This is a genomic window from Paraburkholderia denitrificans (genome assembly GCF_042655705.1).
Taxonomy (GTDB): Bacteria; Pseudomonadota; Gammaproteobacteria; order Burkholderiales; family Burkholderiaceae; genus Paraburkholderia; species Paraburkholderia denitrificans.
In genome coordinates this window covers 143,872-163,329 of sequence record NZ_JBHSMP010000007.1, presented here as the reverse complement: position 1 = coordinate 163,329, position 19,458 = coordinate 143,872, and the positions used below count along the sequence as shown (strand labels likewise).

31 protein-coding genes and 2 pseudogenes are annotated in these 19,458 nt (G+C 60.4%); 27 read left to right on the top strand and 6 right to left on the bottom strand.

Features of this window, described 5'->3' with window-relative positions; translation table 11 throughout:
- Positions 1–170 precede the first annotated feature (170 nt).
- Complete coding sequence (rpoD, locus tag ACFPTO_RS04015; protein ID WP_377709631.1) at positions 171–2,156, top strand: RNA polymerase sigma factor RpoD; 1,986 nt, start codon at positions 171–173, stop codon at positions 2,154–2,156.
- 72 nt (positions 2,157–2,228) lie between these two features.
- Here the strand turns inward: rpoD and ACFPTO_RS04010 are convergent, their stop codons facing one another.
- A complete protein-coding gene (locus tag ACFPTO_RS04010; protein WP_377709630.1) occupies positions 2,229–2,432 on the bottom strand; it encodes a cold-shock protein in 204 nt (67 codons plus the stop codon).
- 56 nt (positions 2,433–2,488) lie between these two features.
- Here ACFPTO_RS04010 and ACFPTO_RS04005 point away from each other — a divergent pair, with 56 nt between their 5' ends.
- Positions 2,489–2,821: a hypothetical protein gene (locus ACFPTO_RS04005; protein WP_377709629.1), complete on the top strand. Its 333-nt coding sequence runs from the start codon at positions 2,489–2,491 to the stop codon at positions 2,819–2,821.
- Positions 2,822–3,006: 185 nt separating this feature from the next.
- Here the strand turns inward: ACFPTO_RS04005 and ACFPTO_RS04000 are convergent, their stop codons facing one another.
- From ACFPTO_RS04000 to ACFPTO_RS03985, 4 genes and pseudogenes are all read right to left on the bottom strand, one after another.
- Complete coding sequence (locus ACFPTO_RS04000) at positions 3,007–3,261, bottom strand: hypothetical protein (protein WP_377709628.1); 255 nt, start codon at positions 3,259–3,261, stop codon at positions 3,007–3,009.
- Positions 3,251–4,244 (bottom strand): annotated as a pseudogene (locus ACFPTO_RS03995) (TCP-1/cpn60 chaperonin family protein). Before ACFPTO_RS03995 ends, ACFPTO_RS04000 begins: the two are co-directional and overlap by 11 nt.
- Positions 4,245–4,319: 75 nt before the next feature.
- On the bottom strand, positions 4,320–4,646 hold the full coding sequence (locus tag ACFPTO_RS03990) for a co-chaperone GroES (RefSeq protein WP_377709627.1): 327 nt from the start codon (positions 4,644–4,646) through the stop codon (positions 4,320–4,322).
- A 172-nt stretch (positions 4,647–4,818) separates the two neighbouring features.
- Positions 4,819–5,442 (bottom strand): annotated as a pseudogene (locus tag ACFPTO_RS03985) (diguanylate cyclase).
- 196 nt (positions 5,443–5,638) lie between these two features.
- Between ACFPTO_RS03985 and ACFPTO_RS03980 the strand changes: the two are divergent.
- From ACFPTO_RS03980 to ACFPTO_RS03870, 23 genes are all read left to right on the top strand, one after another.
- Complete coding sequence (locus tag ACFPTO_RS03980; RefSeq protein WP_377709626.1) at positions 5,639–6,079, top strand: Hsp20/alpha crystallin family protein; 441 nt, start codon at positions 5,639–5,641, stop codon at positions 6,077–6,079.
- 49 nt (positions 6,080–6,128) lie between these two features.
- A complete protein-coding gene (locus tag ACFPTO_RS03975; protein ID WP_377709624.1) occupies positions 6,129–6,560 on the top strand; it encodes an Hsp20/alpha crystallin family protein in 432 nt (143 codons plus the stop codon).
- 80 nt (positions 6,561–6,640) lie between these two features.
- The gene (locus ACFPTO_RS03970) at positions 6,641–6,925 is read left to right on the top strand and encodes a hypothetical protein (RefSeq protein ID WP_377709623.1); all 285 of its coding nucleotides are present in this window, start codon (positions 6,641–6,643) and stop codon (positions 6,923–6,925) included.
- Positions 6,926–7,030: 105 nt separating this feature from the next.
- Positions 7,031–7,342, top strand: a complete 312-nt coding sequence (locus ACFPTO_RS03965) for a hypothetical protein (protein WP_377709622.1) — start codon at positions 7,031–7,033, stop codon at positions 7,340–7,342.
- A 135-nt stretch (positions 7,343–7,477) separates the two neighbouring features.
- Positions 7,478–7,720 (top strand): hypothetical protein, encoded by a 243-nt coding sequence (locus tag ACFPTO_RS03960; protein ID WP_377709620.1) that lies wholly within the window; start codon positions 7,478–7,480, stop codon positions 7,718–7,720.
- A 108-nt stretch (positions 7,721–7,828) separates the two neighbouring features.
- The gene (locus ACFPTO_RS03955; RefSeq protein WP_377709618.1) at positions 7,829–8,329 is read left to right on the top strand and encodes a hypothetical protein; all 501 of its coding nucleotides are present in this window, start codon (positions 7,829–7,831) and stop codon (positions 8,327–8,329) included.
- Between the two features lie 412 nt (positions 8,330–8,741).
- Positions 8,742–9,398 (top strand): tyrosine-type recombinase/integrase, encoded by a 657-nt coding sequence (locus ACFPTO_RS03950; protein ID WP_377709617.1) that lies wholly within the window; start codon positions 8,742–8,744, stop codon positions 9,396–9,398.
- Positions 9,399–9,812: 414 nt separating this feature from the next.
- Positions 9,813–10,058 carry an AbrB/MazE/SpoVT family DNA-binding domain-containing protein gene (locus tag ACFPTO_RS03945; RefSeq protein WP_028224935.1) on the top strand — a complete coding sequence of 82 codons (246 nt, stop codon included), beginning with the start codon at positions 9,813–9,815 and terminating at the stop codon, positions 10,056–10,058.
- A complete protein-coding gene (locus tag ACFPTO_RS03940; RefSeq protein ID WP_377709614.1) occupies positions 10,055–10,453 on the top strand; it encodes a PIN domain-containing protein in 399 nt (132 codons plus the stop codon). The genes ACFPTO_RS03945 and ACFPTO_RS03940 overlap by 4 nt, the downstream gene beginning before the upstream one ends.
- Positions 10,454–10,494: 41 nt before the next feature.
- Positions 10,495–10,785 carry a DUF2471 family protein gene (locus ACFPTO_RS03935; protein ID WP_377709612.1) on the top strand — a complete coding sequence of 97 codons (291 nt, stop codon included), beginning with the start codon at positions 10,495–10,497 and terminating at the stop codon, positions 10,783–10,785.
- Positions 10,786–10,799: 14 nt separating this feature from the next.
- Positions 10,800–10,994: a hypothetical protein gene (locus ACFPTO_RS03930; protein WP_377709610.1), complete on the top strand. Its 195-nt coding sequence runs from the start codon at positions 10,800–10,802 to the stop codon at positions 10,992–10,994.
- Between the two features lie 56 nt (positions 10,995–11,050).
- Positions 11,051–11,221: a hypothetical protein gene (locus tag ACFPTO_RS03925; protein WP_377709608.1), complete on the top strand. Its 171-nt coding sequence runs from the start codon at positions 11,051–11,053 to the stop codon at positions 11,219–11,221.
- Positions 11,222–11,243: 22 nt separating this feature from the next.
- Positions 11,244–11,774 (top strand): hypothetical protein, encoded by a 531-nt coding sequence (locus ACFPTO_RS03920; RefSeq protein ID WP_377709606.1) that lies wholly within the window; start codon positions 11,244–11,246, stop codon positions 11,772–11,774.
- Positions 11,775–11,912: 138 nt separating this feature from the next.
- On the top strand, positions 11,913–12,128 hold the full coding sequence (locus tag ACFPTO_RS03915; protein ID WP_377709604.1) for a hypothetical protein: 216 nt from the start codon (positions 11,913–11,915) through the stop codon (positions 12,126–12,128).
- A 12-nt stretch (positions 12,129–12,140) separates the two neighbouring features.
- On the top strand, positions 12,141–12,284 hold the full coding sequence (locus tag ACFPTO_RS03910) for a hypothetical protein (RefSeq protein WP_377709602.1): 144 nt from the start codon (positions 12,141–12,143) through the stop codon (positions 12,282–12,284).
- Between the two features lie 188 nt (positions 12,285–12,472).
- Positions 12,473–12,712, top strand: coding sequence for a hypothetical protein (locus ACFPTO_RS03905; protein WP_377709600.1), 240 nt, complete (start codon positions 12,473–12,475; stop codon positions 12,710–12,712).
- Between the two features lie 264 nt (positions 12,713–12,976).
- Positions 12,977–13,342, top strand: a complete 366-nt coding sequence (locus ACFPTO_RS03900) for a hypothetical protein (protein ID WP_377709598.1) — start codon at positions 12,977–12,979, stop codon at positions 13,340–13,342.
- Between the two features lie 43 nt (positions 13,343–13,385).
- Complete coding sequence (locus ACFPTO_RS03895) at positions 13,386–13,745, top strand: hypothetical protein (RefSeq protein ID WP_377709597.1); 360 nt, start codon at positions 13,386–13,388, stop codon at positions 13,743–13,745.
- Positions 13,746–13,762: 17 nt separating this feature from the next.
- Positions 13,763–14,509, top strand: coding sequence for a hypothetical protein (locus tag ACFPTO_RS03890; RefSeq protein WP_377709595.1), 747 nt, complete (start codon positions 13,763–13,765; stop codon positions 14,507–14,509).
- A gap of 194 nt (positions 14,510–14,703) precedes the next feature.
- Positions 14,704–15,468: a DUF4145 domain-containing protein gene (locus tag ACFPTO_RS03885; RefSeq protein WP_377709593.1), complete on the top strand. Its 765-nt coding sequence runs from the start codon at positions 14,704–14,706 to the stop codon at positions 15,466–15,468.
- Positions 15,469–15,695: 227 nt separating this feature from the next.
- On the top strand, positions 15,696–16,046 hold the full coding sequence (locus ACFPTO_RS03880) for a hypothetical protein (RefSeq protein ID WP_377709592.1): 351 nt from the start codon (positions 15,696–15,698) through the stop codon (positions 16,044–16,046).
- Positions 16,047–16,060: 14 nt separating this feature from the next.
- Positions 16,061–16,315 (top strand): hypothetical protein, encoded by a 255-nt coding sequence (locus ACFPTO_RS03875; RefSeq protein ID WP_377709590.1) that lies wholly within the window; start codon positions 16,061–16,063, stop codon positions 16,313–16,315.
- Between the two features lie 21 nt (positions 16,316–16,336).
- Complete coding sequence (locus tag ACFPTO_RS03870; RefSeq protein ID WP_377709588.1) at positions 16,337–16,693, top strand: hypothetical protein; 357 nt, start codon at positions 16,337–16,339, stop codon at positions 16,691–16,693.
- Positions 16,694–16,777: 84 nt separating this feature from the next.
- Here the strand turns inward: ACFPTO_RS03870 and ACFPTO_RS03865 are convergent, their stop codons facing one another.
- On the bottom strand, positions 16,778–17,731 hold the full coding sequence (locus tag ACFPTO_RS03865) for an IS5 family transposase (RefSeq protein WP_377709587.1): 954 nt from the start codon (positions 17,729–17,731) through the stop codon (positions 16,778–16,780).
- A gap of 183 nt (positions 17,732–17,914) precedes the next feature.
- Here ACFPTO_RS03865 and ACFPTO_RS03860 point away from each other — a divergent pair, with 183 nt between their 5' ends.
- Both ACFPTO_RS03860 and ACFPTO_RS03855 read left to right on the top strand, forming a co-directional pair.
- Complete coding sequence (locus tag ACFPTO_RS03860; RefSeq protein ID WP_377709585.1) at positions 17,915–18,064, top strand: hypothetical protein; 150 nt, start codon at positions 17,915–17,917, stop codon at positions 18,062–18,064.
- Between the two features lie 129 nt (positions 18,065–18,193).
- Positions 18,194–19,324, top strand: coding sequence for a hypothetical protein (locus ACFPTO_RS03855; protein WP_377709583.1), 1,131 nt, complete (start codon positions 18,194–18,196; stop codon positions 19,322–19,324).
- Positions 19,325–19,458: the final 134 nt, after the last annotated feature.

The window sequence follows — 19,458 nt, the reverse complement described above, 5'->3', positions numbered from 1 at the left end:
CAATGCAATCTGGTATCGTTCAGGATTCCCAATCTGTGCGTACCGGATTCCGCCGGAGTTACTCCGCCTCGATCGTCCGTTCGTCCTTCCACGATTCCGCTCACACCCGACTGATCAAATACTGATCTCGTGTCTGCGACGATCGTCGGCCAACCTGTCGAGGAGAATGTATGGCAAATCCCGTTCGCGGCGACTCAGCATCCTGCATGATCGCGGTTACGTCAAAGCGCGGCCGCCGCGCGTCAAAGGACAAGCCCCGGGTCATCGAAACACCGCAGGACATCGAGTCGACAGGACGGCAGGAGGAGGAACGTCAACGTCAGATGCGCGCACTAATCGCGCTTGGGCGTGAGCGTGGCTATCTCACGCACATGGATATCAACGACCACCTGGCAGGCGGCTTTACGCAAACCGCTGCGATGGAGACGATCGTCGGCACGTTTGGCGACATGGGTGTGACCGTGTACGAGCAGATGCCGGACGCTGCCACGCTCCTGTTAGGCGGCGCCGCGTCCGCCGTGGTACCGGACGATCAGGCGGACGAGGAAGCAGAGGCTGCCCTGTCGACCGTCGATTCCGAATTTGGTCGCACGACTGATCCGGTCCGGATGTACATGCGGGAAATGGGAGCCAGAGAACTGCTGACCCGTGCCGGCGAAATCGAGATCGCGAAGCGCATCGAGGACGGCCAGCAGGAGATGATTCAGGCGATCGCCGCATGTCCGCCGGTCGTGGCCACCATTCTCGCCGAAGTGCACCGCATCGTTGCCGGCGACGCGCGTATTGACGAGCTGGTCGATGGCATTCGTGACGACGCGAACGAAAGCGAAATGAGGCTGGATTCCGAAGAAGATGTGCCTGAAGCACACGCTGGCGTCGATGGTCCGGACGGTGACGACGTCGAAACGGACGCCGGGGATCCGGAGACAGCGAACGCGGCCCGTCTCGAACAACTTGCGAACGACAGTCTTGCGGTGTTTGCGCGTGTGCGCGTGCTGTTCGGGCAGTTGCCGGATATGCCCGTAACGGGGAGGGCTCGTTGCGCAGCCGTGGCGCGATTGCGCTCGGAGATCCAGCGCGAACTGGCGCCGGTTCGTTTTACGGCCAGAACCATCGACCGCCTGTGTGCCAGTGTGCACGAGCAGATGGCGGAGGTTCGTGCGATCGAGCGCGGCATCCTTGATATCGCTGTCGATCGTTGTGGCATGCCACGCGAGTTGTTTGTTGAATCGTTCCGTGGCCACGAGACCGACCTTGGCTGGACCAGCCGTGTCGCGGCGACCTCACGGCAGTTTGGCGCAGCACTCGAGCGACATCTGCCGGCCATTCAGGCCGGGCAGAGAAAACTCGCGGGCATTGAGGTCAGGGTTTCGCTGCCACTCCAGTTCCTCAAGGAGATCAACCGCAGGATGAGTGCCGCAGAGTCGAAAATGCGGCAAGCGAAGCGGGAGATGATCGAGGCGAATCTTCGCCTTGTCATCTCGATTGCCAAAAAATACGTGAACCGCGGCATACCGTTCCTCGATCTGATCCAGGAAGGCAATATCGGCCTGATGAAGGCGGTGGACAAGTTCGAATACCGGCGCGGCTGGAAGTTTTCGACGTATGCCACCTGGTGGGTGCGGCAGGCGGTTACGCGCGCGCTTGCCGATCAGGCGCGGACCATTCGTGTGCCGGTGCACGTGATCGAGGCGATCAACAGGCTGACCCGGATTTCGCGGGAAATCCTGCAACGAACGGGACGGGAAGCGCATCCCGCCGCCCTTGCCGAGCGCATGGAGATGTCCGAGGATAAGGTGCGCAGTATTCTCAGGATCGCGAAGCACCCTGTGTCGCTTGAAACGCCTGCTGGCGACGATGCCGATATGACGCTTGGCGACATGATCGAGGATGTCTCTGCGGGGTCACCGGTTGAGGCCACGATGCATGCGGACATGCGTGCAATTGATGAGGCGCTCAGCGGGTTGTCGTCGCGCGAGGCCAAAGTCCTGCGGATGCGGTTCGGGATCGATACTGTCTCTGATCACACGCTGGGAGAGGTCGGTGAGCAGTTTGGCGTGACCCGCGAGCGGATCCGCCAGATTGAAAGCCAGGCGATGCGCAGGCTGAGAGATCCCGGTCGCGCTGACAGGCTGAGGCCGTTTCTAGAGCGCTGAGCAAAAGCGGGGGCGCCCACTACCGGCGCCCCACAGGCGGTGATTCTGCCGGCCCGATCGCCGCCCGGAAACCTACAACGGTTTGATGTTCGCCGCCTGTTTCCCCTTGGGGCCCTGCTTGACGTCAAAACTCACCTTCTGGCCTTCCTGAAGGGATTTGAAGCCATCGCCCTGAACCTCGGAGAAGTGTGCGAACAGGTCCTCACCGCCATCGTCCGGCGTGATGAACCCGAAACCCTTCGAATCGTTAAACCATTTGACGGTACCTGTTGCCATTTTCCGGATGTTCCCTGGGAAGGTGAGTTGTCGATGATGCCGCAGGCCTGCGCCCGATGCGCCTCTCTCTTGTAGCACGGGTAACCCATCGTCGGCAATCCAGATTTTTCGAACAGGTATACATCGCCGCGGGAGCTCAGGTACTCGATCAGGGCGGACGGATCTTCATGATCGAATACGGTGACGTTCAATGCACGCACCTGACTGTCGACCGCGATGGGTGTTTCACGCCCGGCGTTGATGCCTTGCAGCGCGGCATGGTTCAGCGTCTTCATCAATTCAACTATCGTCCGAAGGCGGGCCGCTTCGTAGCGGTGAAAGTGACTGGCGAGACAGAACTGGCAGCCGTCAACAATTACCTTCATGGCGAGCCGTGCCGCGCGCATTGAACCGTAGCGGATGGTCAGTGCGTCCTCCAGCGCCGCGTCGTCGGGCGATGCCTCGCAGGCAAGCTCATCATCAACCGAGAGCAGCGGGAACTTGAGATAGTCCCGGCAGAGCACGCCGGCTGGAAGCCTGCCTGATGACCGGGCAGGCAAACAGGGGCCGCTGGGCAGACTGGCCGGGGGGCCGTTCATTCTTCAGCCATTAGATGGCGGATGACCAGTGCCGGGTCGGCGATATCCAGGATCAGCCGCCGAAGTATGCGCCTGCGCATGTGCTCCTCATCGAGCAACCAGGGAGCGCCCTTCTCGCCGAGATAGCGCGCAAGGGCCTCGCGATGATCTTCGCTGTCGGGCAGATTCAGCCGAGCGGCCAGCAGTCCCGCCACGACGTCGTCGATCTCGATGTCGAGCGGCCTTGAGTCAATGCAAAGTTCAAGTTTCATGTTTGTGTCCGGCAAAAAGCGGCGCCGGATTCTCGTCCTGCGGCGCTTCGGCGACGGTCGCATCCGTCGTCAGGATGAGCCCGGCGATCGACGCCGCGTTCTGCAGCGCCGTATGCGTAACCTTGGTCGGATCGACCACGCCTGCCTCGACCAGGTCGTCATACTCGCCCGTCGCGGCGTTGTAGCCGAAGTTGCCGTTGCTTTCGAGCACTTTCGCAATCACCACGGAAGGCTCATCGCCCGCGTTGGCCGCAATCACGCGTAGCGGGGCTTCAAACGCGCGCAACACGATGCGGATGCCAGCATCCTGGTCGGCGTTGACGCCTCTCAGGTTCGACACCGCTGAACGGGCGCGCAGGAGCGCCACGCCGCCGCCCGGCACGATGCCTTCCTTGACGGCCGCGCGCGTCGCGTGCAGCGCGTCGTCGACACGGGATCGACTTGCCATCCTCGACGGTGATCACGCCTTCCTTGCCGACTTTTTCCATCTCGTCGGCAATGATCTTGCCAATCGCCTCGCCGGAATCGGCCGAGATCGAGCCGACCTGGGCAATTTCGCGGTTGGTGGAAATCGGCTTCGAGAGCGTGCGCAGTTCGTCGAGCACGGCGGCCACAGCCCTGTCGATGCCGCGCTTCAGATCCATCGGGTTCATGCCGGCGGCGACGTGCTTCATGCCTTCCTGCACGATGGCCTGCGCCAGCACGGTGGCCGTGGTGGTGCCGTCGCCAGCGACGTCGGCCGTCTTCGAAGCCACCTGCCTGACCACCTGTGCACCCATGTTCTCGAGGCGGTCTTTCAGTTCGATTTCCTTCGCCACCGACACGCCATCCTTGGTGATGGTCGGCGCGCCGAAGCTGCGCTCGATCAGTACGTTGCGGCCTTTCGGCCCGAGCGTGACCTTCACGGCGTCGGCGAGCACGTTCACGCCCTTGACGATACGGGCGCGGGCGCTGTCGTGGAATTTGACGTCTTTTGCACTCATGGTGTTGCTCCGGATAAAGTCGTTGACCTGGTGCGTCGCGCACGGCCGGGCGGTGTGCGCGACCGGAACGGGATTTCAGGCAGCCTTGCGGGCGGCGCTCGCGTCGGTCGCGTCGGCGTCAAGGACGCCCATGACGTCTTCCTCGCGCATGACGAGCAGTTCCTCGCCATCGACCTTGACGGTCTGGCTTGCGTATTTCCCGAAGAGCACCTGGTCACCGGCTTTCAGCTGGAGCGCGCGCAGCGTTCCATCCTGCAGCAGCCGGCCATTGCCGACCGCGACGACTTCGCCCTGCTCGGGCTTCTCCGCGGCTGAGTCGGGAATCACGATGCCCGAGGCCGCCGTCCGCTGCGTTTCGATTCGCTTGACGATAACCCGGTCGTAGAGGGGACGAATCTGCATTTCCATCTCCTGAGCGATTAAAGGATCACCAAAAAGGGAACCCGGCTGCGGGGTATCGCGGCATGCGAATTGCCGCGGTGCAGTCGTGGCCATTGCCTGGCGGAAAGCGAAATAGAGGCGCCTCCCCCGAGCTTCAAGAGGCTACGGAAATGCCAATGTGTAACAAAATATTTCAATCCAGCAGCAGGATGCGATGGACCGCGCCGAGCCGGTAGACGGTGCGCATACACGAGCGCTGCCGTTGCGGCCGGATGGGACAGGGCGGGGCGCGACCGCCATCCGCGTCGAGGGTGCCATCGGGTTCGTCCAGTGCCTGGCCACAGTCCGCCCTTGACGAGCCAGCGCAGGTAGCCGCATCGCGCGGCCAGGTGCATCAGGTCATCGCGATCGATCGCACCGTCAAGGAGATGCGGGTCGCGCGCCGCATTGCTTTCGTAGTGGCCGAACGCCTGCCGGCAGGCCAGCGCTTCGGCGGCAGACGCGCCTATCACGTTGCAGCCGCGCCGCTCGACGCGCTCCACCTCCCACACACCGAACTGCCAGGCCGCGTCCAGCAGCATGGCGTCCACGGCTTCGACGTCATGCCATTGCGCATCGATCTGGACCGCGGTGCCCGGAACAGGGCGTGGCGGTATTTCGACACCGGGCAGCACGAGTGGCGTGGCGCGCCGGAAACCATGCCAGTGGAGTATCGCGACAAGGGGTGTGTCACCTGCGCAGCCGCCGTGACGGTGACGGCAAAGAGCGGCAGGCGCACGCTTTCCACCTGTTCCCGAAGCGTATCGAAAAGGTCCATGAAGCCTCCCGGTTGACATGTTGCAGGGCCTCTTGAAATTTCCATCCGTTGCGCTATTTTATGCATCGCTCAGGCAGTCGCGACAAGCGCTGCGTGTTTCGATTTGTTTGTCAGCGGGGGTTCCCACGGGCAGGCGGACTGGAGCGCGTGGTTCCGTTCGTCTTTCGTGAGAGGCCCCGGTTTGAAGGAGCCAGTCATGAGCGATCTTTTCTTCAGCCCCGATCTGCCGGCCGAATTCGACCGCCTGCAACGGCAGATGGCCAGCCTCTTTCCGGGCTTTCCCGCAAGCCTGCGCGCGATGCGCAGCGAGACCTTTCCTCCCGTCAACATCGGCAGTACCGACGACAGCGTCGAGATTGTCGCGTTCGCGCCCGGACTCGATCCGGCCGCGATCGACGTCTCGATCGACAAGGGACTGCTCACCATCAGCGGCGAACGCAAGCCGCGCGAACCGGAAGCGGGCGAGGAGGCACGCGTCTATGCCCGGGAGCGTTTCATGGGCGCATTCCGGCGCGTCATCGAACTGCCGCAACATGCCGATCCCGACAAGGTCAACGCGCGTTACGTGAACGGCTGCCTGACCATCAGCGTCGGACGTTCCGAGGCGTCGAAGCCGCGCGCCATCACCGTCCAGTAAGGCCCTCGACCCGGCATGAAAATTATTGAGGATAACTACGGAGGACATCATGAACGACAGCACAGAACTGGCTAACAGTCCATCGCGTCCATCGCGTCCATCGGGCACCGGCATCGCCGCCCGTGAGGGGGCGGAAGTGGCAAGGCAGGGCACCCGCATCGCACCTGCGGTCGACGTGTTTGAGGACAGCCATGGCATCACGCTGTACGCCGATCTGCCGGGCGTGCCGCGCGAGAAGCTCGACGTGCGCGTGCAGGACGGCAGCCTGCACATCGAGGCGGAGGCAGTGATTCCGACGCCATCCGGACTGCGCCTGCAGCACGGTGAAGTGCGCCATCCGCACTTCTGGCGCGCGTTCACGCTCAGCCCGGATTTCGACATCTCGCGCATCGACGCGCAACTGCGCGACGGGGTGCTCAGGCTCACCATCCCGCGCCGCGAGGAGGCGAAGCCGCGACGCATCCAGGTAAGCGTTGAATAGGCGCATGCGCAGGGAGGGATGCAGACGTGCGGCGCGGCCCGCAGGGCCCGCGCCGCTTCACCCTTCACGCGGAGGCAATCATGGACGACCCACGAAGCGAAAGCTGGAAGGGCTTCACGATCGAGACCCTCGTGTTTCCGGTACGGCACTGCGCGCTGCCTGGGCCAGGCCTGCAGACGTACGTGGCCGTCGTGCGCATCCGGCGTGCAGGCGGGATCCTCGCGGACTGGCATCTTCCGCGCTACGCACAGCGATGGGCCAGCGCGGACGAGGCGCACCGCGAAACGCTCGAGTACGCCATACGCGCCATCAACACGGGTTGTTTCGAAAACACGGGACCGCCACCGATGGCCGTGGCCGCATGACGGTGCGCCGCTGCGTGGTGCCGCGGCCCGCGTGCGGCCTGCAGCACGTGGCATTCTTCTGCATCGCGTCCCTGCTCACGGTTCCATTGCTGACAGGAGAGGAAAATGCTCAGCCCACACGAATTTGCGACGCTGATGCTGGTCCGCCAGGCGCCGGACCAGCTCGACATGAACCGCGCCGAGCTCGACGCGCTGCTCGAGCGCCAGCTGGTCATGCTGGAGCATGGCGCCGCGGGGCGGCGGCGAGCGCACCTGACAGAGAAGGGCCGGTCGATTCTCGATACGCTTCATCCGGACGGCGCATGGCGCCGGCCCTCCTGGACGCGCGCGGCGAAGCGGAGCGCCGACACGGGCGACATGCCCGCTGCGCCGGGCGGCAATACGACGGACATCGTGGTATCGGGAAGCGCCGGCTGAATGGCTTCCCGATCGCGACGAGGGCGCCGTCAGGCAGCGTGGCCTGCCGCGCGGAACGTCGCATGCGGTAACGAGCAGTCGGGAGATCCTGGCGCCATGCACAGGCAAGGCATGACCTGATTCCGGAGGTGCCAAATGCAAACGAACGAAGTCTTGGAGTATCGCGGCTGCGAAATCCGGCCGACTGTGACCCCGACCGCCAGTGGACGTTATTCGGCGGCCGTCCTTGTCACCGACCGCGATGGCGAAACGCGTACGCTGGGCGTCGAGGGAGATTTCGCCGGTCCGCAGGAGGCGCGCGACGGGGCCATGGAGCTCGCCATCGCGTGGATCCAGCAGCGCCCGGTCATTTCGGACCGGCATGTCCGGCGGACCTGACGTGTCCGCCGCTCACGCCCGGCCGCCGGCAACGCGGCTTCGGTCCGCGTGGGGCTGCGTGCCGGTTTCCCGCCCGTTCGGGGCTTGACTCAACAGAAGGAAGAACAGATGACACACCCGGCAACCATCGATCCAGCCGAAGATGCGCTGCATGAGCGCATCCGGCTGCTGCTTTTTGCCGCCGATCTGCCGGTACAGCGTCTGGAGAATGACATCGACGGTATCGGACGCTTCACCGCGCCGGACGTGCGTTCACCGCACCTGCGCCTCATTGAGGCGATGCCGCCGCTCACGCCCGCCGCCGAGGCGATTGTGCGCGCCATGATCCGGACATACGGTGTCGAACTTTTCGGTCGCGGGAGTGCGAATTCCGGGCTACGTGCGCTGATCAAGGCCGGCCCGGTCCGGTTCGGCCAAACCGCCTTGATGCTCGGTCCTGACGCACCGGTGCCGGAGCGGTGCCGTCCGCTGGTCGCGGAGTTCAATCGCATTTTTGAGCGCTACCCCGAGCGGGGCTTCGCACAGGGCCGGCGCCTTCTCGCCGCAGTCGGCCTGCCGGTTGGCAACCGCGCACGGGCGGTGCCAGGTCGTTCACTTCAGCGCGACTGAAACCGCCCAGTGGTTCTGGCACGGGTAGACGGCCTGGCTGCACCCGGTCGAGGAGGTCCGGTGGACCGAAGCACGCGTGACCGGTGCCGCTTCGGCTTGTTCGACGCCTGCTGACACACGCAGAGGTAATCCGTGCACCGCTGCCCCGGGATATGCTGTGTAGCAGCGCGATGGCGAGGTCTGCTGATTTCCCCGGTCTGCCGGGAAATCTGTCAACCAGCAGCCGCAATTTTTATTGACATGCGCCGCTGGCACCATGCTGACGTTCGCGAGAGTGGTCCGCCGGAAGATGAGGGCCCCGGGGCGCGCAAACTTTCCGAGGTTGGCAGGTTTCGTGCGGCTTTGAGGTTCATTGTGATCATCTGTTATGCGAAGTACTATCTGAGTAGTCCACGAAGCGGAATTTTCACGGATGGCCAAAGCACCAGTCGTTGAAGAACATGATTTGCGCCGCATGCTAAAGATCGCGGCCGTAACGGGGGAGTCGCCGCTTCGCGACGTCGCCCTGTTATACGTCCTTTACGGGACCGGCGCGATGCTGACCCAACTGGCCCAACTGAAAGTGACGGACTATTTGACGGAAGCCGGCCGGGTGCGACGCGACAGCGTTATCCGTGCGGAGATCGCGCACAACAACGTGGAGCGACCAGTGTTCTGGGTCAACGCCAAGGTCGTAGCGGCTGTGGATGCATACCTTGCCTTTAGGGCATCGAGCGGCCAGGGAGTGACGACACGCAAGGCGGCGTATCGCTCACTCGATCCGGAGAGCTATCTTTTTCTCCGGGCCGACGGGGAGCCTTATGGGTTGACCGCACGGCGGTCGGCGAGTGGTGTCGTCAACTATTCGTGTGATTCCCTGAGCCAGGTATTCCGTCGGCTGCATTCGCAAGCGGGTGTGGAGGGGCACGCATTGGCCGGGCGGCGCACGTTTGCCGTCAGGCTTTATCGCAAGGGCTACGACCTGCGTCATATAGCGGCGTTAACCGGTCACCGGACGCTCACGGCAGTACGTAGGCTCGTCGACAGCGACCCAGTCAAGCTGGGTGACCTCGTGTCCGGGGTGGTATAAGCGGCATCTCACACCGGTATCGGTTTGACCATCATCTTGTTCGCTAAAGCAGTTGCAGCATCGAGTGGACCGCGTCATGTTCTTCGGATGAAGCCACTCGTCATGACCCGCGGACCACAGGATGTCGACGAGCGATTTTCGTGTCTGGAGCAGTGCATGCGTCCGACACGGCGTAGCCCTCGGCGTTGGTTGTCAGCATCTTGACGCCGGGCAGGGCCTCTTGAGGCGGCTCGTAGCGTTTCCAGCGCCCTGTCGCGGCGAACGGGCCGCCGCTGGCGAGGCCACACCGGCGCCAGCCGGGCTGCCACCTCCCAGTTCGGCTCGACTGCGTGGCGACCAGCCGCGCCGACGGGACGAGTTTCCTTGTCTTTTCAACATCCTTACCTTAAAGTAAGGCGTATTGGAGGGCCAATCATGCCGTCAGCAACCATTACATCGAAGGGCCAGGTCACGATCCCGGTGGACGTACGCAACCAGCTTGGCCTGGAATCCGGCGACCGGATCGAATTCAGCTTCAACGAAGAATCAGGCCGGTACGAGGTTTATCCGGCCACGCGCGCTCTCGCGTCGCTCAAGGGCATTGTGAAGAAGCCCGCCAAGCCAGTATCGATTGAGGACATGAATCGCGCCATCGCCGAGCAGGGAGCGTCCGCACGATGATCGGACTGGATACGAACGTACTGGTCCGCTACTTCGCTCAGGACGACGCCGTGCAGTCGAAGCGGGCGACGGCGCTCATGGAGTCCCTGTCGGCCGAGCGCCCCGGTTACGTCTCGCAGGTCGCGCTGGTCGAACTCGTGTGGGTGCTCGCGCGTTGCTACGGCGTCGAGCGCGGACAGTTGAAGGACATCCTCGAATCCATGGCCGGGACAAAGGAACTGCTTGTCGAAGGGGCGGATACGGTGCGCAAGGCGCTGCGGGTTTTTGCGGCGTCCGACAAGGCGGATTTTGCGGATTGCCTGATCGAGCGCTCCGGGCACGCGGCCGAATGTGAGTACACGGCAACCTTCGATGTGACTGCGTCGAAAGTCGCAGGAATGCAGTTGGTCAAGTAATCGCGGCTCAGGCCGATATCAGGGAATGCGAGGACCAGAAAATGGATGTGCTGTTTTCCGCCAATGCGGCGGTACAGGAAGCGGTGCCGGCGGTGGTGCAGCGTCACCGCGTCGCGGGTGTGCTCACGTGGGCGCTCCTGCACAGGATTGAGGCGGAAGTGCTCGCGCAGGTGGCAGCAACCGGCAAGCACAGCACACGCATTCTCGACATGCTTCGTGCGCCTGCCGCGCTTGAATACCCGAAGGACGATCGACCGGTGTCGTTCGAAGGCCATGATTTTGTTCCCATTGTCTTCGGCGCGATTGATGACGTGTGGCGAAGGGTTCACTGATCAGGGAAAGCAGAATGACGACCGAAACCACCAACGACGCTGCGATTGTCGAAGCCGAAATCCTGAGGGTTTGGTCGGTCTCGATAGATTGCCCCCATTGCCGCGCATCGCAAGATGGATGGCTCGCTGACCCGCGCGGCAAAGATCACGAATGCGACGACTGCGGCAAACGCTATCGCGTGCCTGCCGATATTCGAGTTGTGTTCTAGCAACCACGGAAGACGCCAACATGAACAATGTCGTCCCCCTCCGGCCGGAATGGGAAATGAGCGAGCTTGAACAAAGGTTAATCACGCGCTTCGGAATCAAGCAAGCGCAGATGCATGCCGCAATCAAGCCGCTTTTTCTCCTCATGCACGATCACGGCATCGGAACGGTGTCGATCGAGCGCGACGGCACGAAGGCGATCGTCACCATCGACGGCGAGCGTCTTTAACTACGGAAGACGGGGAAAGTACATGCATCAGATTGCTCAAACCACTGGTTACATCGCGCAAGCCGCAGAGGGGCCGACGTACTCTCGTATCCTGTGCTGGCGTTTGCACCAGCCCGTCGCTGGCAGAGACCGTGTCTTCAATGTGTTGTTGCGCTCCTCACACGACGGCTACTTCGTGCGCTTGTTGGAAGTGATGCCGAAACGCAGCGGCGACGCGGTTAATCAACGTGAATACGTCACACTTACGAATCGTCCCGATATCGGTGCTCCGTCTGGTGAGGCGTTCTACCGGCAGCGGGTGCGGTTCCGCAATGAGATGATCGGTTGGATTAAAGCGCAACTGAAGGCCGGCGCTGTTGAATTGACGCGCAATCTTCCTGTTCCGGTCGGCGTTACGGTCACGCGTTCTAGTGGGGACTGCTATCTGCTGGCGTATTCGCGTCTCGAGGCACCGCTTGTTGAAGCCATCACCACGGCGGACGATTTGTCCGATCTGGATGGGGACCATAATTGGCGCGCGCTGACGGACGATGATAAGTCTTGGACCGACTGATAAGGTTCGCCACGGAAGATCCCCATCGCTACGGCCGCCGCGATCGCGCTCGGCAACAAGGAAAACAAGGGATCATTGAATGCATCTTTTCGCGCTCGCACTGGCCGCTATCGTGTTTGCATCCGGAATTGCAGCCGCATGTTTCTGGTGGAAAGCGAGTCGCGTATCGCCGGTTCCAGATTGGGAAGGTGCTTGGCACCGGTTATTCCTGAACTCGAGCAACTGGGGTGGAACGTTGCTTTCATCGAAGCGGCTCAGAAGTCGGGCGCATTGAATTGTACTGCCGCGATCTTGACGGCGATTGCGGTCGTGTTGACGACCTCTTCAACCATCGTCGGGCTGTTGCCGCTATAACGGAAAACGAGAATGACTGACATCGAGCTTAAACCGGGTACCAAGGTCCGCGAACGCGACAAACGGCAGGTAATGACCGTCAAAGGACAAGCCGGCCTCGGGGCCGTAGCGCATCGTTTTGGAAGCAGTAAACGTTGCCCACAAGGTGGTGTGTGAGTGGCTTACGTCGAAGGGCGCGCTGCGCAGCAAGGGCTTTCTCGTGTCGGCGCTTGAGGTCGTGGCCGACTCCGGCGCAAACGCCAACCAAGAAGTCGCTCCGCCACCTGTTGGCACAAACCGCCCGCTCTGCAAGGCCGGCGGATAGGCCGATCAGCGGGTAATCAACATTTCAGGAAGGAAAGCGAATGGACAAAATTACGCCTGGTCAGGATGAGCTAAAAGCGCTTGCTATCGCGCTAGCGCCTTTTATGGCAGCGGCTGCTCAAAGGCGGCATTCGATGGTTCATCTCGAGCTTGATCCCGCACAGCTACTCGGCCTTCCCACCGCGCGGGCGGGTGCTGGTCGAATGCTCGTCGCAGTTGCCGGCGGACCGCCCATCGAGGTTTTGGCAAAAGCTATTGAGCTTGCTCAGAGTCCGCAGTGAACCCTATCGGAAAACAGCAATGAAGGAGCTTTTCCCTGCGCGCGGCCATCCTAACGGAAGCTCATCGGTGCCGCACTACGAATTACGCGGGGACGAGTTATGTCCCGCTCGTGGCCATCCCGGCGGAACGTCGTCGGTGCCACATTTCGTGATTCGCGGCGGTGACGTATGTCCCGCTCTCGGTCATCCGAGCGGTAGTTCCTCGACGCCGTGGTATGTGCTCCGCGGTTGAGTTTCACTCAACGGAAAACGAGGAGCGGAACAATGACACGCGATGAGATTTTGATAGCGGTGGATGCTGCCTTTGGCGCCAGTGCATGGGCGGTGGTGGGATCGTGGTCCATAATGATTGAAACGGTGCCGCAGCGACAACTCATCATCGCCGACACTTTGGTGAAAAAGCTCACGGACGGCGAAGTTGACGCTACCGAGTTCGAGGGCATTCTTCACGAAGCGCAAGGCGGTCGTTGGACGCCGAGCAAGGACGGCTCGCTCGCATATCTTTTGAAATGGGCTCTCCATCGCCCGACGCGAGGCATAGAAAAACAACAGGCGCCGGCTATGCCGATGCCGCAAACGAGGGGCAGAGACTGTGGACGTTGGGCAGGAACATTATGTTGTCGATCATAGCGACGAGGTGGTTGAGACGTCCGGTCTGGGGCCGTGTATCGGTGTGGCGATCATCTACCAGAGTCAGGTCAGTCTGATCCACACAGCAGGCGCGGATGATGTCCCCACTTTTGGCGACTTCTGCGAAGCCGTCGACCAGGTGATTCCGCAGGAGGAGCGCTCATCCATTAACCCGATCGTCGCGGGTGGCGACGATAGTGAGCTTCCCGAAGACGCAGTTCGAAAGCGGAAGTATGTCCTCGCCAAACTTCAGGACATGGGTTTCGGTCTTCCGCAGGTGATATGGTGCCCACGCCAACATGCGCAAACGATCCTTGTGGACTGCATCCGCAAAACTGCGACGCTGGAATGCTGGAACCCTGTAACTGACGCCTATCTACCGTCGGTGCAGCTAAAGTTTTGAACGGCTCGGGAAAAAACGTGAACGTGCAAGTCAATGCTGGCGAATGTCGAATGTGTCCCACTGTCGGTCCATTTGTAAAATCGCATATCGTGCCAAGTGCCTTCGTGAGCCCGTTGCGGCCTGATGGTGAGGACGCAACGGTGCGCATGTATCCGACAGACGGTCGCGCGAAGAATGTGTGGACCGGGGTTTATGGCCGATTTCTCTGCCCAGAATGCGAGAAGCTTATGCAGCCGTGGGACGACTACGGCACGGAACTGTTTCTGCAGGAATCTCGCGTGGCGCAGGGCCCAGACGTACTGCTTGTCGGTGACGGTACCTTCAACTATCAAAAGTTGAAACTATTCGTCATGTCGATGGTGTGGCGCGCGTCCGTGTGCGGACACGAATATTTTGCTCGCGTGCGCCTTGACGAGCGCGAAGATGAATATCGCCAGCGGCTTCTTGATTCCGACCCGGGTACATCGACTGACCCGCGAATCATCATCTACAAACTGCGGTTTCCGTTCGGTCCAGTCGCATTACAACCTTGTGTATATACACTCGGTGATGCGAAATTCATCATGATCTATTTCGGCGAATTTGTGGCCTACGTTCAAGTTGACGGTGGCACATTGTCCGCGGCGGCAGAAGAACAGGTAATCAGCGAACAAGATGCGGGCCCTCTCAGAGCTGCCTGTCGAGATCTGTACGACTGGGAACTCGCCGGTATACGGGAGGCCGCTAAGGAGCGCTTCAGGTTACAGACACGCTCAGGAAGTTAGGAAAACAGGAGGGCTGCATGCTGCAGCGATGGATCGGACGGCTCGCGTGCCTCATCGGGTGGCATCAATGGGCGCCGGGAACCCACTACCACTACATACTTAACGATAGCGGCATTCATTTTTACGAATGCGGCCGCTGCGGTAAGGGACGTTCAAGCTAAAAAATCCGAACCCGCCCTACAAGGTGAAGATCGATGGAGATTTTCAAAGCCGTTTGTCCGCGATGCGATGGTGAACGGAACTGCGGCGTACATGGTGCGCTTGATGAGCCGTGGGAGTGGACAGACGGGCGTAACGCGACCAGCGGACAGGTCGATCATCGACTATTGAAGTGCTTGGGCTGTGAAACCGTTTTCTACTGGCGCGGTAGTTGGGACTCTGAAGACTGGGACGTTCGAGTGGGTGTCGATGGTGCCCAAGGGTATTATCATCCGATCACCGTGACAACCTACCCGATGCCTGAGAAAACCGCTAGCCGGCCAGACTGGATTTGGGATTTGTCGAGTATAGACCCGCAACTCGCGACGATTTTGACCCAAACGTATGACGCGAAAGAAGCTGGCGCACTCATCTTGGCGGCGGTGGGACTCCGGACGGCTCTTGATAGAACGACAGAGTTTCTTAAGATCGACCCCGGGCTGTCACTTGAGAAGAAGGTAGACGGCTTGAGGCACCGTGGCTTTGTTGGAGAAACAGAGGCGAACGTCCTGGCAACAGTGGCGAACGCGGGGAACGCAGCAGCTCACCGTGGGTGGTCTCCAGATGAGACCGAATTCCGAAAATTGCTTGAAGCGTTGGAACATTTCATCAAGCGCACGGTAGTCAGCGGCAAATCCGTTCTTGAAATCGCGGCACGCATCCCCCCGCGGCATCCGCGTCAGGGGAAGTCGTTACAAATTGGTGTCGTTGACGATGGTTCGATCAAAGGCGTTGCAGTCGGCAAGGCTGACGACGAATAGGAAAATGTATAGAGGGAAATACAGGTGAGAAAGATCAGCGAAACCGAATGGCAGACACGGTTGAAGCAAGCCGAGAGCCTTGCAGAAGCCGGCACTGAATGCGCCTTGTGTGGCGGAACTGGAGGATGGCCAGGCTTTGCCGGCTTCGTCGCTTGCAAGCCGTGCAATGGGACCGGATCGGCGGTTCCAACCAGCACGAGCGTGAACTAGGAAAACAGGAGCTGCCAATGAGCGACCAAACCGCGAGCAATAAAGGTGAACCAACAATCCGTCGCGTTGCACATTGGCTTGTTCTGGTCGTGGGCATCATCTTCGGGGGTACATTCTTTGTGGGCGGCGCTTTTTCCATGATGCAAGATCCTGCGCTTTACCGCATCGCACTGGAGCACTTTCCTGCTGCTATAGGTCTACCAGCCGCCGCACTCGCGGCCATGTGCATAGTGGTATTTTTGGAGAGCTCGTCGGGGCCGATCGAGTTCGAAGGCTTCGGATTCCACTTCAAAGGCGCTTCGGGTCCAATCATTCTCTGGGTCGTGGTCTTTCTGGCGATAACCGCAGCAATCAAAGTTTTGTACTGACGACGGAAAACGCAATGCGAATCACGCTCGACAGTGCCAAGGCGATCTATCGCAAGGCGATTGACTCGCGCGCAAGTGACGGCGAAGGTGCGGCATGGTGGGATGAGGTTGCAGACGAAGTTCGTGACGTAATAGCCGCACGCTCGTTGAGTGATGCGGCGGCGGTGATCGAATGGTGGCATCACGACTGGACAGAGGTATCCGACACACCGCGCGACGCGGCTAGGCGGATTCGAGAGGCGAGCCGAGCGCTGCAACTTAACGCATAGGAAATCGGAGAGTAACCAGCGATGATGTCGTTTCTACTCGGGCTTTGGGTAAGCTTGCGATCTGCATCGCTCGCGGACCAGGCGTCTGCTGCAACTGTGATCAGCCTGCTTGTAGCTGTTGTTGCGCTCGTTCTTGCAATTCTCGGCCTACTTATCCCGCTTCTCGCGATTTGTTTTTCCGCGTGGCGCTATCTTTCGGAGCGACGGGAGACCTCTGCGAGAGAGCAGTTTCAGCTTTATCACCGAATAATTGCCGAGATTAGTCGCGGGACGGACGACGGCGGCGTGCAGCACAAGCTTGTCAGTCAGCTAGGGAAGGTCTGCACAACTCGTTTTCAGAGCGCTGATTTTTTGACACTTGGGGCACATCAGCCGTAAGCGTCTGTTGGCAAGTTGGTCGTCCGGTTTTTGAAGCATGACGACCTCCGTTGCCGAGACTCACGGCCTTTACCTCTGGGCGTTTCACGCTTTGCGCAAAGCCTTGCGTGCCATCCAAAGATTGCACAGCGCAAACAGTGTCGTGATCTGCGCGGTGTTCTTCATCAACCCTCGGTACCGGGTCTTCGTATAGCCAAACTGCTGCTTGATCACGCGGAATGGATGTTCAACCTTGGCGCGGATGCCAGCCTTTAGGCGCTCAATCTGGTTGAATATCGCGTCCAGACGATTGTTCAGGTCCAGTTGTCGACGCTTGCCTGGTCGCATCGCGACATGCCAGCGAACCGGGTTCGCCTGGCAGCGCTTTTCAATACCCTGATATCCCGCGTCAGCGTACACATCCGCTTCCTGGCCGTGCAACAACGCTTCGGCCGCATTGATGTCGTGAACGTTGGCCGCTGTACCAATGACGGTGTGGACCAGACCCGACTCTGCGTCCACGCCGATGTGCGCTTTCATCCCGAAATACCATTGATTTCCCTTCTTCGTCTGGTGCATCTCCGGGTCCCGTGTACCGGAGCCGTTCTTCGTCGAACTGGGTGCCGAAATCAAGGTTGCATCGACCGCCGACCCTGCCTTCAACATCAAGCCTTTCTCGCTCAGGATCTCATTGACCAGCGTGAGCATCTGCACGGCCAGGCCATGCGTTTCGAGAAGGTGCCGGAACCGGAGAATCGTGCTCTCGTCCGGCAAACGCGTCATGCCCTCGTCCAACCCAGCAAACTCACGATACAGCGGCACATCATAGAGTGCCTCTTCCATCGCTGGGTCTGACAGACCAAACCACTGCTGCATGAAGTGGATCTGCAGCATCGTCGCAATCGGAAACGGCGGCCTTCCAGTCTTGCCTCTCGGATAGTGCGGTTCGATCAACGCAATCAACCTCGACCACGGCACAACGCGCCGCATCTCATCGAGAAATTCCCGCTTGCGCGTGCGTTTCGTTGAAAGATCCAGACCAAGACCAAGCTGCGTCATCGAGGAACCCCTTAAATTTGCCTATCTCCCAGGATAGTCCAACCAGACTTCAACGCCAGGACTTTTGCAGACCTTCCCTAGCTTACATTCACGAGCTTCGGAATTTTCCCGAGTACGGCGCTCTCACTTGCGACCTGTTGGCGCGGCTAAAGACAGAGTGGCTGTCGAATCAGCCGGTCGACCATGAAAAAGCTATGGCGCTTGTTCCAGCAATCGACGGCACAACGGCACACCTTCAGGCCAGAAAAGGAAAATGGTGCCGATAAAGCGAGCACGACGGGTTGTTTGGCAGGGAACGAACTTGAAAAGCATCGCTTCCGCTTGCGCGATTGACATAGGAAAACGAGTGAGCGCAGACCGCTATCTGGCTGCGTAAAAGAGCACGTGGTGGACCCCACGATTCCCGCGCGCATCACCTCGTCAAGATAAACCGAAGCGGGAGAGGGCTCAGACGGCCTACGAATGAACACGAACAGCAACGTCGCAATCGCGGGCGAAGACCCCTGGACGCTCTACGACTTCGATAAAGACGGCCTCGAAGTCTTCGATGGCCAGAACTGCGACTACTACCTGCTGTGCTACACGGACGGCGCTCTCGACAACGGCGTCGTGCTCAAGGCTTCGGGCGCTGGTCGCTCCGGCCTTTTCGCGGAGTGTGATGCTTCGGGCGCGTTCGGCATGGCGAGGATCGACCCGAGAAGCGTCGCCGCTTATGTTGAGGTCCGGCGGCCAGAATTCACAGACGAAGTGATGGTCGCATTGGCTCGTTCGCGAAAGAAGGTCGTGTTCTGGTACGGGGGGCAACTTGTGGGATCGGTAGAAACGCGCCGACCACGGGACCAGCTCAACGAGTTGTACGGTCGCCCGTTCGAGATCAGCGATGGCAATCTCACGGTCTTTGAATGTGACCAAGATGAGGCCCCGGAGGAGGCGTACTGGGTTGAGGAAACGCTCGTTGTCACACCGTTGAGAATCGATGTCAGCGTTGTGCCGACTTCGGAGCGAATCGCCCAGGTGGAGAAGGTCGCACAGCAGCGCCGTGTCGATTCGGAGGCGCGGGCGATCAAGAAATGCGAAAAGAAGACGCGGCGAGCAAATGAAGCTCGCCTGCTCGAGTTGGGCACTATCTTCGATGAGGCGGCCGCCATGGCGGCGCTAGCCCCGCACGCTGCCACTTTTTCACCGTTCGGTCTCCAGCTCGAGTACGAAGGCTACGTCAAGCGGATCACCGAAAAACACTTCCCGAGCTTTGTTGCCACGGCTGCGGCAGATCCAGATGGTGTCCCCGCCGCCTGCGTGGCGGCTCAGGTAGCTTTCGATGAGAAGTGCCGCCATAAGATCAGCATGATGCTCGCGAAGGTGCCGCCGCTTCAGCAGCGTGAAAAAACACGGGCGGAGTTTGAAGGCCGCACGGGACTAAAGCTGATTTTCGCGGGGGAAGTCTCGCAACTGGTTAGCGGAAGCAACGTCATCGCGAGGACGATTCGGGAGGAGGCGCGTTCCTGGCTCACTCCCTACGGGAACCAGAAACTCTACGCACTGGAGGATGTCGAGCGTGAAGTAGCGAAGCGCCGGCAGCTGGCGTACGACTAGGTAACGTCGTTGTCTGCACGCTTGCCACGTATCCAGCCAGTCTGTAGGTTGACCAATGTCAAAGTCCACAAAGATTCCAGAATCGCCGGACCATTGGCGAGCGCTGATGATCAAGTCGGTGACGTACTCGGGCA

Coding starts and splice junctions, on each gene's coding strand:
- ACFPTO_RS03900 (WP_377709598.1), top strand. CDS start 12,977: ATGACACGCGATGAGATTTTGATAGCGGTGGATGCTGCCTTTGGCGCC.
- ACFPTO_RS03965 (WP_377709622.1), top strand. CDS start 7,031: ATGCTCAGCCCACACGAATTTGCGACGCTGATGCTGGTCCGCCAGGCG.
- ACFPTO_RS03940 (WP_377709614.1), top strand. CDS start 10,055: ATGATCGGACTGGATACGAACGTACTGGTCCGCTACTTCGCTCAGGAC.
- ACFPTO_RS03945 (WP_028224935.1), top strand. CDS start 9,813: ATGCCGTCAGCAACCATTACATCGAAGGGCCAGGTCACGATCCCGGTG.
- ACFPTO_RS03960 (WP_377709620.1), top strand. CDS start 7,478: ATGCAAACGAACGAAGTCTTGGAGTATCGCGGCTGCGAAATCCGGCCG.
- ACFPTO_RS03875 (WP_377709590.1), top strand. CDS start 16,061: ATGCGAATCACGCTCGACAGTGCCAAGGCGATCTATCGCAAGGCGATT.
- ACFPTO_RS03865 (WP_377709587.1), bottom strand. CDS start 17,731: ATGACGCAGCTTGGTCTTGGTCTGGATCTTTCAACGAAACGCACGCGC.
- ACFPTO_RS03970 (WP_377709623.1), top strand. CDS start 6,641: ATGGACGACCCACGAAGCGAAAGCTGGAAGGGCTTCACGATCGAGACC.
- ACFPTO_RS03990 (WP_377709627.1), bottom strand. CDS start 4,646: ATGCAGATTCGTCCCCTCTACGACCGGGTTATCGTCAAGCGAATCGAA.
- ACFPTO_RS03930 (WP_377709610.1), top strand. CDS start 10,800: ATGACGACCGAAACCACCAACGACGCTGCGATTGTCGAAGCCGAAATC.
- ACFPTO_RS03860 (WP_377709585.1), top strand. CDS start 17,915: ATGAAAAAGCTATGGCGCTTGTTCCAGCAATCGACGGCACAACGGCAC.
- ACFPTO_RS03880 (WP_377709592.1), top strand. CDS start 15,696: ATGAGCGACCAAACCGCGAGCAATAAAGGTGAACCAACAATCCGTCGC.
- ACFPTO_RS03920 (WP_377709606.1), top strand. CDS start 11,244: ATGCATCAGATTGCTCAAACCACTGGTTACATCGCGCAAGCCGCAGAG.
- ACFPTO_RS03915 (WP_377709604.1), top strand. CDS start 11,913: ATGTTTCTGGTGGAAAGCGAGTCGCGTATCGCCGGTTCCAGATTGGGA.
- ACFPTO_RS03980 (WP_377709626.1), top strand. CDS start 5,639: ATGAGCGATCTTTTCTTCAGCCCCGATCTGCCGGCCGAATTCGACCGC.
- ACFPTO_RS03935 (WP_377709612.1), top strand. CDS start 10,495: ATGGATGTGCTGTTTTCCGCCAATGCGGCGGTACAGGAAGCGGTGCCG.
- ACFPTO_RS03910 (WP_377709602.1), top strand. CDS start 12,141: ATGACTGACATCGAGCTTAAACCGGGTACCAAGGTCCGCGAACGCGAC.
- ACFPTO_RS03885 (WP_377709593.1), top strand. CDS start 14,704: ATGGAGATTTTCAAAGCCGTTTGTCCGCGATGCGATGGTGAACGGAAC.
- rpoD (WP_377709631.1), top strand. CDS start 171: ATGGCAAATCCCGTTCGCGGCGACTCAGCATCCTGCATGATCGCGGTT.
- ACFPTO_RS03925 (WP_377709608.1), top strand. CDS start 11,051: ATGAGCGAGCTTGAACAAAGGTTAATCACGCGCTTCGGAATCAAGCAA.
- ACFPTO_RS04005 (WP_377709629.1), top strand. CDS start 2,489: ATGCGCCTCTCTCTTGTAGCACGGGTAACCCATCGTCGGCAATCCAGA.
- ACFPTO_RS04000 (WP_377709628.1), bottom strand. CDS start 3,261: ATGAAACTTGAACTTTGCATTGACTCAAGGCCGCTCGACATCGAGATC.
- ACFPTO_RS03975 (WP_377709624.1), top strand. CDS start 6,129: ATGAACGACAGCACAGAACTGGCTAACAGTCCATCGCGTCCATCGCGT.
- ACFPTO_RS04010 (WP_377709630.1), bottom strand. CDS start 2,432: ATGGCAACAGGTACCGTCAAATGGTTTAACGATTCGAAGGGTTTCGGG.
- ACFPTO_RS03870 (WP_377709588.1), top strand. CDS start 16,337: ATGATGTCGTTTCTACTCGGGCTTTGGGTAAGCTTGCGATCTGCATCG.
- ACFPTO_RS03855 (WP_377709583.1), top strand. CDS start 18,194: ATGAACACGAACAGCAACGTCGCAATCGCGGGCGAAGACCCCTGGACG.
- ACFPTO_RS03955 (WP_377709618.1), top strand. CDS start 7,829: ATGACACACCCGGCAACCATCGATCCAGCCGAAGATGCGCTGCATGAG.
- ACFPTO_RS03905 (WP_377709600.1), top strand. CDS start 12,473: ATGGACAAAATTACGCCTGGTCAGGATGAGCTAAAAGCGCTTGCTATC.
- ACFPTO_RS03950 (WP_377709617.1), top strand. CDS start 8,742: ATGGCCAAAGCACCAGTCGTTGAAGAACATGATTTGCGCCGCATGCTA.